We start from the raw sequence: 14,363 nt of genomic DNA, 5'->3' as shown, positions 1-14,363 counted from the left end.
ATCAATGCATACGCAAACGGATTCTCAAGCGCATCCGCCTGGATGCGCAAACGGAGGCATGACCTTGCTTCGCCACCGCGCCGCCGCTTTTGTGGAGCCTGCCGACCGCCGCACACCCACCGCCGCCGATCAGGCGCATGCGCGGCTGAAAGCGCTGATCCTGGACAACCACCTGCCGCCAGGAACACAGCGCCTGGAAGGTGAGCTTGCTCTGCAACTCGGCCTGTCCCGCACCCCTGTGCGCGAGGCGCTGGTGCGGCTGGAGCAGGAAGGGCTGATTGCCATCACGCCGCGCCATGGCATGCGGGTGCTGCCGATTGCCGCCGCCGACATGCGGGAGATCTACGACGTGCTGACGAGCCTGGAGCCCATGGCGGCCGAGCTGCTGGCCCGCCGCCCGGAGCCCGCCGTGGGGCTGGAACGACTGGAACGCGCCTGCGCCGACATGGAGAAGGCCCTTGCGGCGGGTGAACGCCCGGCCTGGGCGGCGGCGGACGAGGCCTTCCACCTCGGCCTGGCTGATCTGTGCGGCAACCGGCGCTTGGCGGGCATGGTGATGCAGGTTTGGGAACAGTCGCACCGCGCCCGCCTCTTCACCCTGAACCAGCGCCCGCTGCCTGCCCGCAGCACTGCTGAGCACCGCCGCGTTCTGGGTGCCATCGCCGCCGGCGACGCAGAGAAGGCGCGTGAGCTCTACCGCCGGCACCGCCGCCGCAGCGGCGCCGAACTGGTTTCCCTGATTGAACGGAGTGGCATCCCATGGCTCTGAGCAGCAACACGGTGCGGGTGGCGCTGATGCCGGGAGACGGCATCGGCACGGAGGTGACGGAGGCCTGCGCCTCCGTGCTGGAGCCGTTGGCACGGCGCCATGGTCTCGGTCTTTCCTTTGATCCGTTGCGGGCTGGCGCCATGGCCTATCGCGACACCGGTAGCGCCATGGACGAGGCGACCTTTGCCCGCGCGCGGGATGCGGACGCCATCCTGCTCGGCGCCATGGGGTGGCCGGGCATCCGCTACCCCGATGGCACCGAGATCGCGCCTCAGCTCGACCTGCGCTTCCGCCTCGGCCTCTACGCGGGCGTCCGGCCGATCCGTGCCCTGCCCGGTGTGCCCACCGCACTGGCCGATCCGCGCGCCGCGAAGATCGACCTTGTCATCCTGCGCGAAAGCACCGAGGGATTGTTTGCAGCACGCGGCCGTGGCGAGGTCATCGAGGACCGCGAGGCGCGCGACACGATGGTGATCACCCGTGCCACCACCGAGCGACTCTCCACCTTCGCCTTCAACCTGGCAAGGCGCCGCGCGGCACGCCGTGGGCGGCCCGGCCGGGTCACGCTGGTGGACAAGGCGAATGTGTTCACCGGCTTCGCCTTCATGCGCAAAGTGTTCCACGAGATCGCCGCTCAGCACGGCGATGTCGTGGCTGCGCATCACTACATCGATGCCATGGCGCTGGACCTGATCCGGCGTCCCTGGGATTTCGACGTGCTGCCGACCGAGAACATGTTCGGCGACATCCTTTCCGATCTCGGCGCCGGGCTGGTGGGGGGCATGGGCTTCGCACCGTCGGCCGATATCGGCGACGGCCATGCGGTGTTCCAGCCGAGCCATGGCACGGCACCCGACATCGCCGGCCGGGGATTGGCCAACCCTACGGCGATGCTGCTTTCTGCGGCGATGATGTTGGACTGGCTGGGTGAGCGCGGTGCCGGCGAAAGCTGGTCCGAGGCGGCGGCGGAGCTGGAAGCGGCGGTGGATGCCGTTTTCGCCACGGGGCTGCGGACACCGGATATCGGCGGCAACGCCGGCACGGCGGAGGTGGCGCGCCGCGTTGCGGAGCGCATCGGAAGCTCGGCGAAGGTCTGAGGGGCGGCCTGTCCTGCCAAGGACCTGAGTCTTCGGAACCCGGTCCTTGGAGGACGCCGCTCAACCCGGAGCCTTGGGGGCGAAGCCCCTCATGAGCTGCCCGACACCCTACCCCTGAAACACATCCCGCAGTGTCACCGGGAAGCGTCGCACCCGCACCCCGGTCGCGTGCCACACAGCATTGACAATGGCACCCGCCGATCCGGTGATGGCCATCTCGCCCACACCCTTGATGCCGAGAGCATTCACGTGCGGATCGTGCTCCTCCACCAGAATGGCGTCCATCTCAGGCACGTCCGCATTCACCGGCACATGGTACTCTCCAAGATTGGCATTCATGATGCGGCCATGCCGCGCATCCATCTCGGCCTTTTCCAGCAAGGCGAAGGAGAGGCCCCAGATCATGCCGCCATAGAACTGGCTGCGCACCATGCGGGGATTGATGATGCGCCCCGCCGCAAAGGCGCCAACCAGGCGGCTGACGCGGATCTGACCGAGTTCCGGATCCACCTTCACCTCGGCGAAGACGGCCCCATGGGCGTGCTTGGCATAAGCTTCCTGCGTGGCGGGGTCCGGCGCGCCGGTGCCTCGCCCTTCAATCTCGGCGAGGCCGGCGCGATCGAGAATGTCGGCGTAGCTTTCGCTGCGGCTCTCATCGTCGCGGCGGTGCAGCCGCCCTTCCCGCGCCACGACGCCGGCATTGTTGGCGCCGAAGAGCGGTGAGCGCTCATCCGCCATGGCCAGCTCGGCCAGCTTGCTGATGGCGTCGGCGCCGGCCTCATGAATGGCCATGCCGGCCGTCGCCGTATGTCCCGAACCACCGGCGATGCCCGCATCGGGCAATGTGGAAGTGCCGGCGTGGAAGGCCACACGATCCGAAGGAAGCGCCAGCCCGTCGGCAGCGATCTGCGCCAGGGCCGTCCAGGCGCCCTGCCCCATGTCATGCGCGCCGGTCTCCACCACCCCGGTTCCGTCGTGGCGGAGCACGGCCCGGGCGTGACCCTGGAACATCAGCGCGGGAAAGGTGGCCGTGCCCATGCCCCAGCCTACCAGCAGGCCGACCTCGTCGTGCATCTGCCGCGGCGCCAGCGGCCGCCCCGACCAGCCAAAGCGCTGCGCCCCTTGCTCATAGCATTCACGCAGCGCCTTGGAGGAGAAAGGTTTGCCGGAGATCGGCTCCACCTCGGCGTAGTTCCTCAGCCGGAACTCAAGCGGGTCGATGCCGCATTGCTGCGCCATCTCGTCTATGGCGCTTTCCAAGGCGATGCTGCCACTTGCCTCGCCGGGTGCGCGCATGGCCATCGGCGTACCGGTGTCCCGCCGGACGCCGCGGTGCCGTGTCAGAAGATGCGGCGTGGCGTAGAGCGTGTGCGAGATGTTGGCGGCCGGCTCGAAAAAATCGTCGAAGGTGCTGGTGGCAGACAGTGAATGGTGACTCAGCGCCTGCAAGGTGCCCTCGGCATCGGCGCCAAGCCGCAGGTTCTGCCGCGTTTCGCCGCGATGATTGTAGGGGCCGTACATCTGCTCTCGGCGCGACACCAGCTTCACCGGACGGCCCAGCATCCGTGCCGCCAGGATGCACAGGATGTAGGGCCCGGCGAGCAAGGCCTTGGAGCCGAAGCCCCCGCCCAGAAAGGGGCTGCGGATCTCGACCTGCTCCGCTGGGATGCCGAGGATCTCGGCCACCCGGCCCTGGGTCATGGCGAGCCCCTGGGTGGGCATGTCGAGGATCAGCCGTTCGCCCTTCCACCGGGCCACCATGGCGTGCGGCTCCATGGCGTTATGGAATTGCGGTGGCGTCTCATAGACCGCCTCGATGCGGCGTGCCGCGCCGTTCAGCCCCGCCTCCACATCGCCCTTGACGGCTTCCGCCTCGCCGCCAACGCCAACGCTGTCGGGGACGAAGTGCTCGCCATCCATCGACAGGCGCGCGGGCTCCTCGGCATAGCACGGCGCCAGCAGCCGTGCGCCTTCCGTCGCCGCTTCCAGGGTTTCGCCGATCACGAGGGCGATGGGCTGACCGGCATAGCGGACGGTGTTGTCCTGCAAGGCCTCGGTGCGGAAGGAGAAAGGGCCGGTCTTTTCATCCGGATGCAGGGCCAGGGGGGGGCGGTTGGCAGGGGTCATCACTTCCACCACGCCGGGATGACGGCGTGCCGCCGCCTCGTCCAGACGCTCCACCCGGCCGCGTGCGATGGAGCTGGTCGCCAGCACCGCGTGCAGCACTCCATCTGGATGATTGTCGGCGGCGTAGCGGGCGGTGCCGGTGACCTTCAGCCAGCCATCGCGCCGCGTCAGCGGCTGGCCGATGCTGGAGCCGTGCCGCAGATGTGCCGGCGTGGCGCTCAGGGGAATTTCAACCATGCAGGGGAACTCCCGCGGGATGCGACAGGGGCGAGGCCGGCAGGGCAGGCAGCCTTTCGGGCCGCTGTGCCGCTGCCAGCACCAGGGCGCGCCGGGCGATGCGACGTGCCAGCTCGATCTTGTCCTCGTTGTCGCCCGAGGGCGCGGCATCGCGCAGCGCAAGCTCGGCCGCGCGAGCGAAGCCGGCGGCATCGGGCGGAGTACCTTGCAGGATCTGCTCCGCCTCGCGCGCGCGCCACGGCTTGGTCGCGACGGAACCCAGGGCCAGTCGCGCCTCGACGATGACACCTTGCTCGATGCGCAGCGCGGCGGCGGCGGACACCACCGCGAAGGCATAGGAGGTGCGTTCCCGCAGCTTCACGTAGCGAGAATGGGCGGCGAAGTCGCGGGCTTCCGGCGGCAGGCGCAGCGCCACCACCAGTTCTCCCGGCTCCAGGGCGTGCTCGCGCTGGGGCGTGTCGCCGGGCAGGCAATGGAAATCCTCCAGCGGCAATTCTCTTCGGCCGTCCCGCCCCTCGATCTCTACCACCGCGTCCAGGGCGGCCAGCGGCACACAGAAATCGGAAGGGTGCGTGGCGATGCAGGCCTGGCTCCAGCCCAGAATGGCGTGGTTCCGCGTTTCCCCACCCTGAGCCTCGCAGCCGGCGCCGGGCTGCCGTTTGTTGCAGACACTCGCGGGATCATAGAAATACGCGCAGCGTGTCCTCTGCAGCAGGTTGCCGCCGGTGGTCGCCGCGTTGCGCAGCTGGGCTGAGGCCCCCGACAGCAGAGCCTCGGCCACGGCCGGGTAATCCCGCGCAAAATCCGGGTCATGCGCCAGGGTCGCATTGCGCACCAGCGCTCCGATGCGCAGCGAACCATCCGGCAGCGTTTCGATACGGTCGAGCCCGGGCAAGCGCGTGATGTCGATCAGGCGATCCGGCAGGCTGATTCCGCCTTTCATGAGATCGAGCAGATTGGTGCCGGCGGCCAGGAATGCCGCTCCCGGCTGCGACGCGGCCGCCACGGCTTCCGGTATGCTGTCAGGCCGAAGGTATTCAAAGGGTCTCATGCGGCTTCGCTCCGGTCGGTGCCCGCCAGCCGACGTTGCGCGTCCTGCACGGCGGCGGTGATGCCGGCATAGGCGCCGCAGCGGCACAGATTGCCGCTCATGGCCTCGCGGATGCGCTCCGGATCGTCGCCGGTCTGCGCCTCCTGGATCAGGCCGATGGCGCTCATGATCTGACCCGGCGTGCAGTATCCGCACTGGAAGGCGTCATGCTCGATGAACGCGGCCTGCACGGGATGCGGAACCTCGCCGCGGGCCACGCCTTCAATGGTGAGGATGTCGGCACCATCGCAGCTTGCTGCCAAGGCCAGGCAGCTGTTGATGCGGCGTCCGTCCACCAGCACGGTGCAGGCGCCGCACTGGCCGCGATCGCATCCTTTCTTGGTTCCGGTCAGATGCAGCCGCTCGCGCAGCAGGTCGAGCAGGGTGACACGGGGATCATCCAGATCGACGCGCCGCGGCGCGCCATTCACGATCAGGGAAATCGACAAGCTCATGCGGCTCTCCGATGAGGGCTGTGAACTGGGCAGGGTCGTCGATATCGGCGGGCGGGCCGGGTGGAGGTTGAAGGCGCGGCCGCCCCAGGCGAAAACGCAAACGTCGGACAGCGTGAAGCGTTTTTCGCGTCACCAGCCGACATGCTCGGTTTATATGGAGGAACCCTCCGCTTATCAAGGGGCGCAGGGCCACAGAGGTGAGATGACGGATCGCAGCGGCGGCACTGAGGCAGCACCGAAAACAGGACGGAAGCCGCGCGCCGATGCGCAACGCAATCGGGAGCGGGTCCTGGAAGCGGCGCGGGACATCTTCAGCGCTGGCGGCGCCGGCGCCAGCCTGGAAGCGGTGGCGCGGCAGGCCGGGGTCGGTATCGGCACGCTGTACCGCCACTTTCCAACGCGCGAAGCGCTGTACGAGGCAGTCTACCGGCGCGAGGTGCAGCAGCTGGTGCAGCTCGCGGTGGCCTGGCGCGACGATCCTGAACCGGTAGCAGCCCTGCGCCGCTGGGTTGCGGCTTTTATCGGCTTTGTCGCAACAAAGAAGGGCATGTCGGCCGCCCTGGCCGTGGCGGCGCAGAGCTCGTCCAAGGTGTCCCTGGCCGTGATGGACCAGATCATCCAGGCCCTGGACGAGTTGCTGCGGCGCGCGGCAGCAGCCGGCGAGATCCGCGGCGATGTCGGCGCGGAACAGATGCTACGGGCCATGGTCGGGCTCTGCTACGCCCAGGATAGCCCGGACTGGCAGGACACGGTGCGGCACCTGTCGGACATCTTCATCGATGGCATGGCCAGGAGCGCCTCGCTTCCTCCCGCAAGCAAGGCGGGCTGAAGCGCTCCCTGGCGGGCGAAGCGGTCGGTCAATGGCCCCGCCCCAGGCGTCTTCGGAAGGCCATGGCCTCAGCTTTCCGGCGGCGGCACCTTGCCAGGCCGGGGATCAATGGGCACCCGCCGGTCCAGGCCAGATGCCCGCTCGAAGAGGGCGGCGGCCTGCAAGGCGATGTCGTCCCGACGCGAGGGGGCGGCGATTTGCAGACCCACGGGGCGGCCATGCTGGTCGAAGCCGCAGGGCACGGCGACCGCCGGGCAACCGGCCATGGTGAGAGCGGCGTTGATCATGGAACCGGCCATGTAGTTTTCCAGCCGCACGCCGGCGATGCTGTCGGGATTGCGCAGCATCACGTCAAAGGCGGGCGTCGCCGCGCCTGGGGTCACGAACACGTCGTAGCGCGCGAACAACGCGGCCATGCGCCGGCAGAAGGCCGCCCTTTCCCGGTCGGCCCAGGCCAGCTGGCTAGGCGTCGCCCGCAGCCCGCGCTCGGTGTTCCAGATGATGTCCGGCTTGATGAGGTCGCGATGGGTGGCCAGTTGTGCCTCGCGGTCGACCACGAAGGCCTGGCTGCGCAGCGTCAGGAAGGCCTCGCCCAGGGCAGCAAGATCGGGCGCGACCTCCTCCACAACGCAGCCCATGCGCTCGAAAGCACGAACAGCTTCCGAGCAGAGGGTGCGTGTTTCACGGTCCACCGGAAGCTGCCCGTTGAAGTCAGCGGTGAAGGCGATGCGCCTCGGCCGTTCCGCCTCGGCCATGGCCACCGCGTCGGCGTAGCTGCGGGCCGGGGCGTCATAGGTCAGCGGGTCACGCGGGCACCACCCGGCCATGCTGTCCAGGAACAGGGCAAGATCCGGCACGTTGCGGGCCATCGGACCCTGCACGGAAAGGGTGGAGAACATGTTGTTCACCGCGCCGCGCGTCACACGCCCAGGCGAAGGCCGCAGCCCCACCACGCCGCAGTAGGTGGCGGGGCGGCGCAGGCTGCCACCATGGTCGCTGCCCTGCGCCAGCCAGGCTTCGCCGGAGGCCACCGATACGGCGCCGCCTCCGGTGCTGCCGCCGCAAGTCAGCGCGGTGTTCCAGGGATTGCGCGTGCGACCGAACACCTCGTTGAAGGTGGAACCGCCAGCGCCGAATTCCGGAGTGTTGGACTTGCCGATGACGATGCCGCCATGCGCCTCGATCCGCTCCACCAGGGGGTGCGAACGTTGCGGAACATGGTCGCGGAAGATCGGCGAGCCGTAAGTGGTGCGCACCCCCGCCACATCGGTCAGGTCCTTGATGGTAACCGGCAAGCCGCCGAGCCAGCCGGGCTGGGCTTCCGCTTCGCGCCCTTCGCCACGCATCAGCCGCCGCGCGTGGTCGCGCGCGCGGTCGAGGCAGAGGGTAGGCAAGGCATTCACCGCCGGCTCCACTGCGGCGATCCGTGCCTCGGCAGCATCGATCAGATCGAGCGGCGAGATCTCCCGCCGCTGCAACAGAGCGATGGCCTCGCCAGCCGTCAAGCGGATCAGATCGTCAGTCATGGGCCGCCTCGTGCTTCGGTGCCCCTGCCCGCCCGGCGCGGAGCATCAGGAATCCGCCGTGATGCCCGCCTTGCGGATCACCGCGCCCCAGCGATCGATCTCGGCGGCAAGGAAGCGGCCGCATTCCTCAGGGGTGGAAGCCACCACATCCGCTCCCTGCTCCTCGACCTTGCTGCGCACGGCAGGCTCGGACAGCACCTGCGCCAGTGCCGCATGCATGCGCGCGGTGATGGGCGCAGGAGTGCCTGCCCGGCCCAGCATGGCCCACCAGGTCAGCGCCTCGAAATCGCCGAACCCTTGCTGGGCAAAAGCTGGGGTGCCCGGCACATGGCGGCTTTCGCCGCGCGTGGTGACGCCGAGCGGACGCAGCAGGCCGGATTTCAGGTGCTGCGCCACGGCGGGAAGGTTGGTCATGAACAGGGGCACGTGGCCGGCCACCGCGTCCTGCGTCGCGGGACCGGCACCCCTGTAGGGTACATGCACCATGCGGAAGCCACCCTGCTGCTGCAGCAGCGTGGTCGAGACATGGGCGAGCCCGCCGACGCCGCTGGTCGCGTAGTTGACGGTGTCCGGCGCCGCCTTGGCCGCCGCGATCACATCGGCGAAGCTGCGATAGGACGTGGTGTGGTGCGTCACCATGGCGAGCGGCCCAGTGGCGATCAGGCTGACTGGCGTAAAGGCTTCCATGGTGCGGAAGGGCAGCTTCATCACGCTCTCATTGGTGGCCTGCGTGTCGTAGACCATGATCCAGGTGTCGCCATCCGGCGCGGCGCGCGAGGCCTCGATCGCACCGATGGAACCGGAAGCCCCGCCCCGGTTGTCGATGATCACTGGCTTGCCCAGCACTTCCTGCAGGCGTGGCTGGATGATGCGCGTGACCGTGTCCACCGATCCACCGGGCGGCCAGGGCACGATCATGCGGATCGGGCGCTCCGGCCAGCCGGTCTGGGCGCGCAGCACGGTGGGGGCGAAGAGCCCGGCCGTGGCCACGGCGAACAGGCCGCGGCGGCGGATCGTGGATCTCGAATCGGTCATTGTTCTTGGATCTCCCGGCATCCTTTATTGCACGGGAGCATGCACCGGGCGCCGTCACCTGCAAACCGGCAAATCGGCGGCCCCGCCTCGCCGGGACGTGCAAGGCCGACGTCAATCCTTCCCTTGCCTCCGCTGCGCGGCTTCGGTCATGCTCTGCGGGCGGAGGGGCTGGAGACAGGCCCCGGGGAAGGTTCAAGGAGATCAGGGATGGACGCCATCCTCGAGACGCGAGGGCTGAGCAAGCAGTTCCTGGGCTTCTCCGCCGTCAGCGACGTGTCGCTGGCGGTCCGCAGGGGCAGCATCCATGGTTTGATCGGGCCGAACGGTGCCGGCAAAACCACCTGCTTCAACCTGCTGACCAAGTTTCTGCCGCCCAGCAGCGGCACCATCCGCTTCGACGGGCGCGACATCACCCGCATGAAGCCGGCCGAGGTAGCGCGGCTGGGGCTTGTCCGCTCCTTCCAGATCTCCGCCGTGTTTCCCCACCTCAGCGTGCTGGAGAATGTGCGGGTAGCGCTGCAGCGCGCGCGCGGCGGCAGCTACGACTTCTGGCGTTCCGACGCGGTGCTGCGGCGCTACGACGCGCGGGCGCGCGAATTGCTGCACGAGGTCGGGCTGGCCGGCTTCGCGGATCAGCCGGCGGTGGAACTCTCCTATGGCCGCAAGCGGGCGCTGGAGATCGCCACAACCCTGGCGCTGGAGCCCACCATGATGCTGCTGGACGAGCCCACGGCGGGCATGACGGCGGAGGATGTCGACCGCATCGTCGCCCTGGTGCGGCGGGTCGCCGCCGGACGCACGGTGCTCATGGTGGAGCACAATCTGAAGGTGGTGGAAGGCCTGTGCGACACTATCACCGTTCTGACCCGCGGCAAGGTTCTGGCGGAAGGCCCTTACGCCGAGGTATCGCGCAACCCCGAGGTGGTGGCGGCTTATCTGGGTTCCGACCCGGCGATCAGTGGCGGCGCCGCGCATGGCTGAGCCGCTGCTGAAGGTTGCTGGCCTGCAGGCCTGGTACGGCGAGAGCCACATTCTGCACGGCGTGGACATCGATGTGCGCGAGGGCGAGGTCGTCACCCTGCTCGGCCGCAATGGCGCGGGCAAGACCACGACGTTGCGCGCCATCATGGGGCTGGTCGGCCGCCGCTCCGGCAGCATCCGCTTCGGCGGCGCAGAGCTGGTGGCCACGCGCAGCGACCGCATCGCGCGCGCCGGCATCGCGCTCTGCCCGGAAGAGCGCGGCATCTTCGCCAGCCTGGACGTCACGGAGAACCTGCTGCTGCCGCCCGTGGTGCGTCCCGGCGGGCTCTCCCTGGACGAGATCTACACCCTGTTCCCCAATCTACGCGAAAGAGCGCGCTCGCCGGGCACCAGGCTTTCCGGCGGCGAGCAACAGATGCTTGCGATTGCGCGCATCCTGCGCACCGGAGCGCGGTTGCTGATGCTGGACGAGCCGACCGAAGGGCTGGCGCCGGTGATCGTGCAGCAGATCGGCCGCACCATCCGGGAGATCAAGCAGCGGGGCTTCACCATCCTGCTGGTGGAGCAGAATTTCCGCTTTGCCCAAACCGTGGCCGACCGGCACTACGTGATGGATCACGGGCGGGTGGTCGATGCCGTCGGCAACGCAGAACTCGCCGGCGCCATGGGGCGGCTGCACGAGTATCTCGGCGTTTGACGCGCAAACATTCGCGCCAGCCCCCGCGCGGGGCGCGCCGCATCTCCGGCCCCGGGAGCGACAGGGGCGAGAGGGAGCACACAGCATGATCCAAGACCGTCGCAGCCTTCTGCAATCCGGCCTGGCCTTGGCCCTGGCACCGACCCTGGCCGCGGTGCCACGCAGCGCGCGTGCCCAGGGCACGACACTCAGGATCGGTGTCCTGAACGACCAGTCAGGCGTGTACCGGGAGGTCTCCGGCCCGACCTCCACCGCCTGCGTCCGCCAGGCCATCGCCGACAGCGGCATCGCCGCGCGCGGCGTGAATGTCGAAGTGGTGCAGGCCGACCACCAGAACAAGGCCGATGTGGGCGCCACCATCGCGCGGCAGTGGATCGACCGCGACGGCGTGGACGTGATCGTCGACGTGCCCAATTCCGCCGTCGCCCTGGCGATCAATGGCATCGTGCGCGAGAAGAACAAGGTTTACCTGAACTCCACCGGCGGCACGACGGAGCTGACCGGCAAGCAGTGCAGCCCCAACACCGTGCACTGGACCTACGACACCTATATGCTGGCGAAATCCACGGGCGGCGCCATGGTGAAGACCGGGGCGGATAGCTGGTTCTTCATCACCGCCGACTACGCCTTCGGGCACGACCTGGAACGCAACACCTCGGCCTTCGTGCAAGCCGCGGGCGGCAAGGTTCTCGGCGCCGTTCGGCATCCGCTGCAATCCACGGATTTCTCCTCCTACCTGCTGCAGGCGCAGCAGAGCCGCGCCAAGGTGATCGGCCTGGCCAATGCCGGCACCGACACCATCAACAGCGTGAAGCAGGCCGCCGAATTCGGCGTCACCCGCCGCGGCACCAAGATCGCGGTGATGCTGATGTTCATCAACGATGTGCACAGCCTCGGACTGGCGGCGGCGCAGGGATTGGTCTGCACCGAAAGCTTCTACTGGGATCTGAATGACCGCACCCGTGCCTTTACCAACCGGGTGAAGGGCAGCCTCGGCGGCAACTATCCTGCCATGTCGCATGCCGGCTGCTATGCCTCGGTGCTGCACTACCTGAAGGCGGTCGGTGACGTGGGTGGGTCCGCGGCCAAGGCCGATGGCGCGGCGACCGTGGCGCGGATGAAGGCCATGCCGACGGATGATGATTGCTTCGGCGCCGGCAACATCCGCGAGGATGGCCGCAAGCTGCACCCGGTCTATCTCTTCGAGGTCAAGACGCCCGAGGAGTCCAAGGCGGCCTGGGACTACTACAAGCCGTTGCAGACCACCTCCGCCCAGGAAGCATTCCGCCCGCTGAGCGAAGGCGGCTGTCCGCTGGTGCGCAGCTGAGAACCGGGCCGGGCCGATCCTGGCCCGGCCCCCAACGTCCACGCTGCCACAGGATGGGACCGCGGTGCTCGAGGATCTGCTTTTCCAGCTGGAACTGGGTTTGCCACAAATTGTGCTGGGGCTGGTGAACGGCGCGTTCTACGCGCTGCTCTCCCTCGGCCTCGCCGTCATCTTCGGCATGCTGAACGTCATCAACTTCGCCCATGGCGCGCAGTTCATGGTCGGCGCATTCGTGGCCTGGATGCTGCTGAACTGGACCGGCATCGGCTACTGGCCGGCGCTGATCCTGTCGCCGCTGATTGTCGGTGCGTTCGGCGTCCTGCTCGAAAAGACGATGATCAGCCGCCTCTACAAGCTCGATCACCTCTACGGGCTCCTGCTGACCTTTGGCCTGGCGCTGATCATCGAGGGGCTGTTCCGCAACCAATTTGGTTCGTCCGGCCTCCCCTACGCGCCGCCTGCGGCACTGGCCGGCCCGCCGGTGGATCTCGGCTTCATGTTCCTGCCGAAGTATCGGCTCTGGGTGGTTGCCGCGGCCGTGATCATGAGTGTCACCACCTGGATCGTCATCGAGAAGACGAGGCTCGGCGCCTACTTGCGCGCGGCCACGGAGAATGCCGCGCTGGTGCAGGCCTTTGGCGTGAACGTGCCGCGCATGGTGACACTCACCTATGGCGCGGGCGTGGCGCTGGCGGCCTTCGCGGGCGTTCTGGCGGCACCGATCTACTCGGTGAACCCGCAGATGGGATCGAACCTCATCATCACCGTCTTCGCGGTGGTCGTTATCGGCGGCATGGGATCAATCCTGGGCTCGGTGGTGACCGGCTTCGGGCTGGGGCTGGTGGAGGGACTGACCAAGGTCTTCTATCCCGAGGCTTCCTCGACGGTCATCTTCGTGATCATGGCCATTGTGCTGCTGGCGCGGCCCGCCGGCCTGTTCGGGAGGGCCTGAAGGATGGCAGACCAAGCCGCCACCGCCGCCCCCGCCGCAGAACGGGAGGCCCGGGGCCTGCCCGTGCTGTCGCAGCTCGGCTTCGGCCGTGCCCAGGGCTTTGCCTTTCTGCTGCTGCTTGCATTGCTCCTCGTCGGGCCCTTCATCCTTTATCCCGTGTTTCTGATGAAGCTGCTCTGCTTCGCGCTTTTTGCCTGCGCCTTCAACCTTTTGCTGGGTTATGTCGGGCTGCTGTCGTTTGGCCACGCCATGTTCTTCGGCATGGGGGGCTATGTGTCCGCTCATGCGGCCAAGGTCTGGGGACTGACCCCTGAACTGGCGATCCTGGCCGGTGGCGTCACTGCGATGGCGCTCGGTGTTGTGGCGGGATGGATCGCCATTCGCCGCCAAGGCATCTATTTCGCGATGATCACCTTGGCCCTGGCGCAGATGATGTTCTTCATCTGCCTGCAGGCACCCTTCACCCATGGCGAGGATGGCATCCAGGCCGTGCCGCGAGGCGCCCTGTTCGGCATGATCGACCTGGGGCCGGACCTGCGGATGTACTGGCTGGTCGCAGCGGTTTTCCTGGCCGGCTTCCTGCTCATCAACCGCGTGATCCACTCGCCCTTCGGCCAGGTCCTGAGGGCCGTTCGCGAAAATGAACCGCGTGCTGTTTCTCTCGGCTATCGCGTCGACGACTACAAGCTGGTGGCCTTCATTCTTTCCGCCACCCTGGCCGGCGTTGCAGGCGGCACAAAGGCCCTTGTCTTCGGCATCGCCACCCTCACCGATGTGCACTGGGCCATGTCGGGCGAGGTGGTGTTGATGACCCTGCTCGGCGGCATGGGCACGGTGTTCGGTCCCGTGCTGGGCGCCGCGGTGCTTGTGTCGATGCAGAACTATCTGGCGGAATTCGGAGCCTGGGTGACGGTGATCCAGGGCTGCATCTTCGTCCTCTGCGTATTGGCTTTCCGCAGCGGCGTTGCCGGCGAAATCGGCCGCTGGCTGAGGATCAGGCTCTGACGGCCGGCCCATGAGAGGCACGGTAGCAGGGGGCGCATAGCCGAACCGGGCCATCCTATCGCACGGTTCGGCACAACTCGGGGCCGGTTCATCTGTTCATGCCTGAGCACCCCTCGAACCGGAGAACCCGATCATGTTCATGCGCGTGGACAAGCTTCAGGCTGAGCTACCGGCGCCGAAGCGCGCGGACCCGAATGCCGGCGCGGCGTTGCAGGAGCTGCTTGGCGGCAAGTACG

The 14,363-nt window shown here is 67.9% G+C and carries 13 protein-coding genes; 8 read left to right on the top strand and 5 right to left on the bottom strand.

Going from position 1 to position 14,363, the window contains the following annotated elements; all coding sequences use genetic code 11:
* The first annotated feature begins 58 nt into the window (after positions 1-58).
* Together ACFOD4_RS10935 and ACFOD4_RS10930 are read left to right on the top strand one after the other, a co-directional pair.
* A complete protein-coding gene (locus tag ACFOD4_RS10935) occupies positions 59-769 on the top strand; it encodes a GntR family transcriptional regulator (RefSeq protein WP_379596385.1) in 711 nt (236 codons plus the stop codon).
* Positions 760-1,866, top strand: coding sequence for an isocitrate/isopropylmalate dehydrogenase family protein (locus tag ACFOD4_RS10930; RefSeq protein WP_379596383.1), 1,107 nt, complete (start codon positions 760-762; stop codon positions 1,864-1,866). The genes ACFOD4_RS10935 and ACFOD4_RS10930 overlap by 10 nt, the downstream gene beginning before the upstream one ends.
* Positions 1,867-1,974: 108 nt before the next feature.
* On the opposite strand, the gene ACFOD4_RS10925 is transcribed toward ACFOD4_RS10930, so the two are convergent.
* The 3 genes from ACFOD4_RS10925 to ACFOD4_RS10915 are packed head-to-tail and all read right to left on the bottom strand — an operon-like array spanning position 1,975 to position 5,775.
* Positions 1,975-4,230, bottom strand: coding sequence for a xanthine dehydrogenase family protein molybdopterin-binding subunit (locus ACFOD4_RS10925; protein ID WP_379596382.1), 2,256 nt, complete (start codon positions 4,228-4,230; stop codon positions 1,975-1,977).
* Positions 4,223-5,281 (bottom strand): FAD binding domain-containing protein, encoded by a 1,059-nt coding sequence (locus ACFOD4_RS10920; protein ID WP_379596380.1) that lies wholly within the window; start codon positions 5,279-5,281, stop codon positions 4,223-4,225. Before ACFOD4_RS10920 ends, ACFOD4_RS10925 begins: the two co-directional genes overlap by 8 nt.
* On the bottom strand, positions 5,278-5,775 hold the full coding sequence (locus tag ACFOD4_RS10915) for a (2Fe-2S)-binding protein (protein WP_379596379.1): 498 nt from the start codon (positions 5,773-5,775) through the stop codon (positions 5,278-5,280). The genes ACFOD4_RS10920 and ACFOD4_RS10915 overlap by 4 nt, the downstream gene beginning before the upstream one ends.
* A gap of 202 nt (positions 5,776-5,977) precedes the next feature.
* Between ACFOD4_RS10915 and ACFOD4_RS10910 the strand changes: the two genes are divergently transcribed.
* On the top strand, positions 5,978-6,604 hold the full coding sequence (locus tag ACFOD4_RS10910; protein WP_379596377.1) for a TetR/AcrR family transcriptional regulator: 627 nt from the start codon (positions 5,978-5,980) through the stop codon (positions 6,602-6,604).
* A 68-nt stretch (positions 6,605-6,672) separates the two neighbouring features.
* Here the strand turns inward: ACFOD4_RS10910 and ACFOD4_RS10905 are convergent, their stop codons facing one another.
* Positions 6,673-8,130 carry an amidase gene (locus ACFOD4_RS10905; protein WP_379596376.1) on the bottom strand — a complete coding sequence of 486 codons (1,458 nt, stop codon included), beginning with the start codon at positions 8,128-8,130 and terminating at the stop codon, positions 6,673-6,675.
* A 45-nt stretch (positions 8,131-8,175) separates the two neighbouring features.
* Complete coding sequence (locus ACFOD4_RS10900) at positions 8,176-9,165, bottom strand: Bug family tripartite tricarboxylate transporter substrate binding protein (RefSeq protein WP_379596375.1); 990 nt, start codon at positions 9,163-9,165, stop codon at positions 8,176-8,178.
* Between the two features lie 207 nt (positions 9,166-9,372).
* Here ACFOD4_RS10900 and ACFOD4_RS10895 point away from each other — a divergent pair, with 207 nt between their 5' ends.
* From ACFOD4_RS10895 to ACFOD4_RS10875, 5 genes are all read left to right on the top strand, one after another.
* The gene (locus tag ACFOD4_RS10895) at positions 9,373-10,146 is read left to right on the top strand and encodes an ABC transporter ATP-binding protein (RefSeq protein ID WP_379596374.1); all 774 of its coding nucleotides are present in this window, start codon (positions 9,373-9,375) and stop codon (positions 10,144-10,146) included.
* The gene (locus ACFOD4_RS10890) at positions 10,139-10,843 is read left to right on the top strand and encodes an ABC transporter ATP-binding protein (protein WP_379596373.1); all 705 of its coding nucleotides are present in this window, start codon (positions 10,139-10,141) and stop codon (positions 10,841-10,843) included. The genes ACFOD4_RS10895 and ACFOD4_RS10890 overlap by 8 nt, the downstream gene beginning before the upstream one ends.
* A gap of 85 nt (positions 10,844-10,928) precedes the next feature.
* Positions 10,929-12,170 (top strand): ABC transporter substrate-binding protein, encoded by a 1,242-nt coding sequence (locus tag ACFOD4_RS10885; protein WP_379596372.1) that lies wholly within the window; start codon positions 10,929-10,931, stop codon positions 12,168-12,170.
* 64 nt (positions 12,171-12,234) lie between these two features.
* A complete protein-coding gene (locus tag ACFOD4_RS10880; protein ID WP_379596370.1) occupies positions 12,235-13,122 on the top strand; it encodes a branched-chain amino acid ABC transporter permease in 888 nt (295 codons plus the stop codon).
* A 3-nt stretch (positions 13,123-13,125) separates the two neighbouring features.
* Positions 13,126-14,127 carry a branched-chain amino acid ABC transporter permease gene (locus ACFOD4_RS10875; protein ID WP_379596369.1) on the top strand — a complete coding sequence of 334 codons (1,002 nt, stop codon included), beginning with the start codon at positions 13,126-13,128 and terminating at the stop codon, positions 14,125-14,127.
* Positions 14,128-14,363 lie beyond the last annotated feature (236 nt).

This window comes from Teichococcus globiformis (assembly GCF_042646265.1).
In the GTDB taxonomy this organism is placed as follows: domain Bacteria; phylum Pseudomonadota; class Alphaproteobacteria; order Acetobacterales; family Acetobacteraceae; genus Pseudoroseomonas; species Pseudoroseomonas globiformis.
This window is presented reverse-complemented; position numbering and strand designations above follow the sequence as displayed.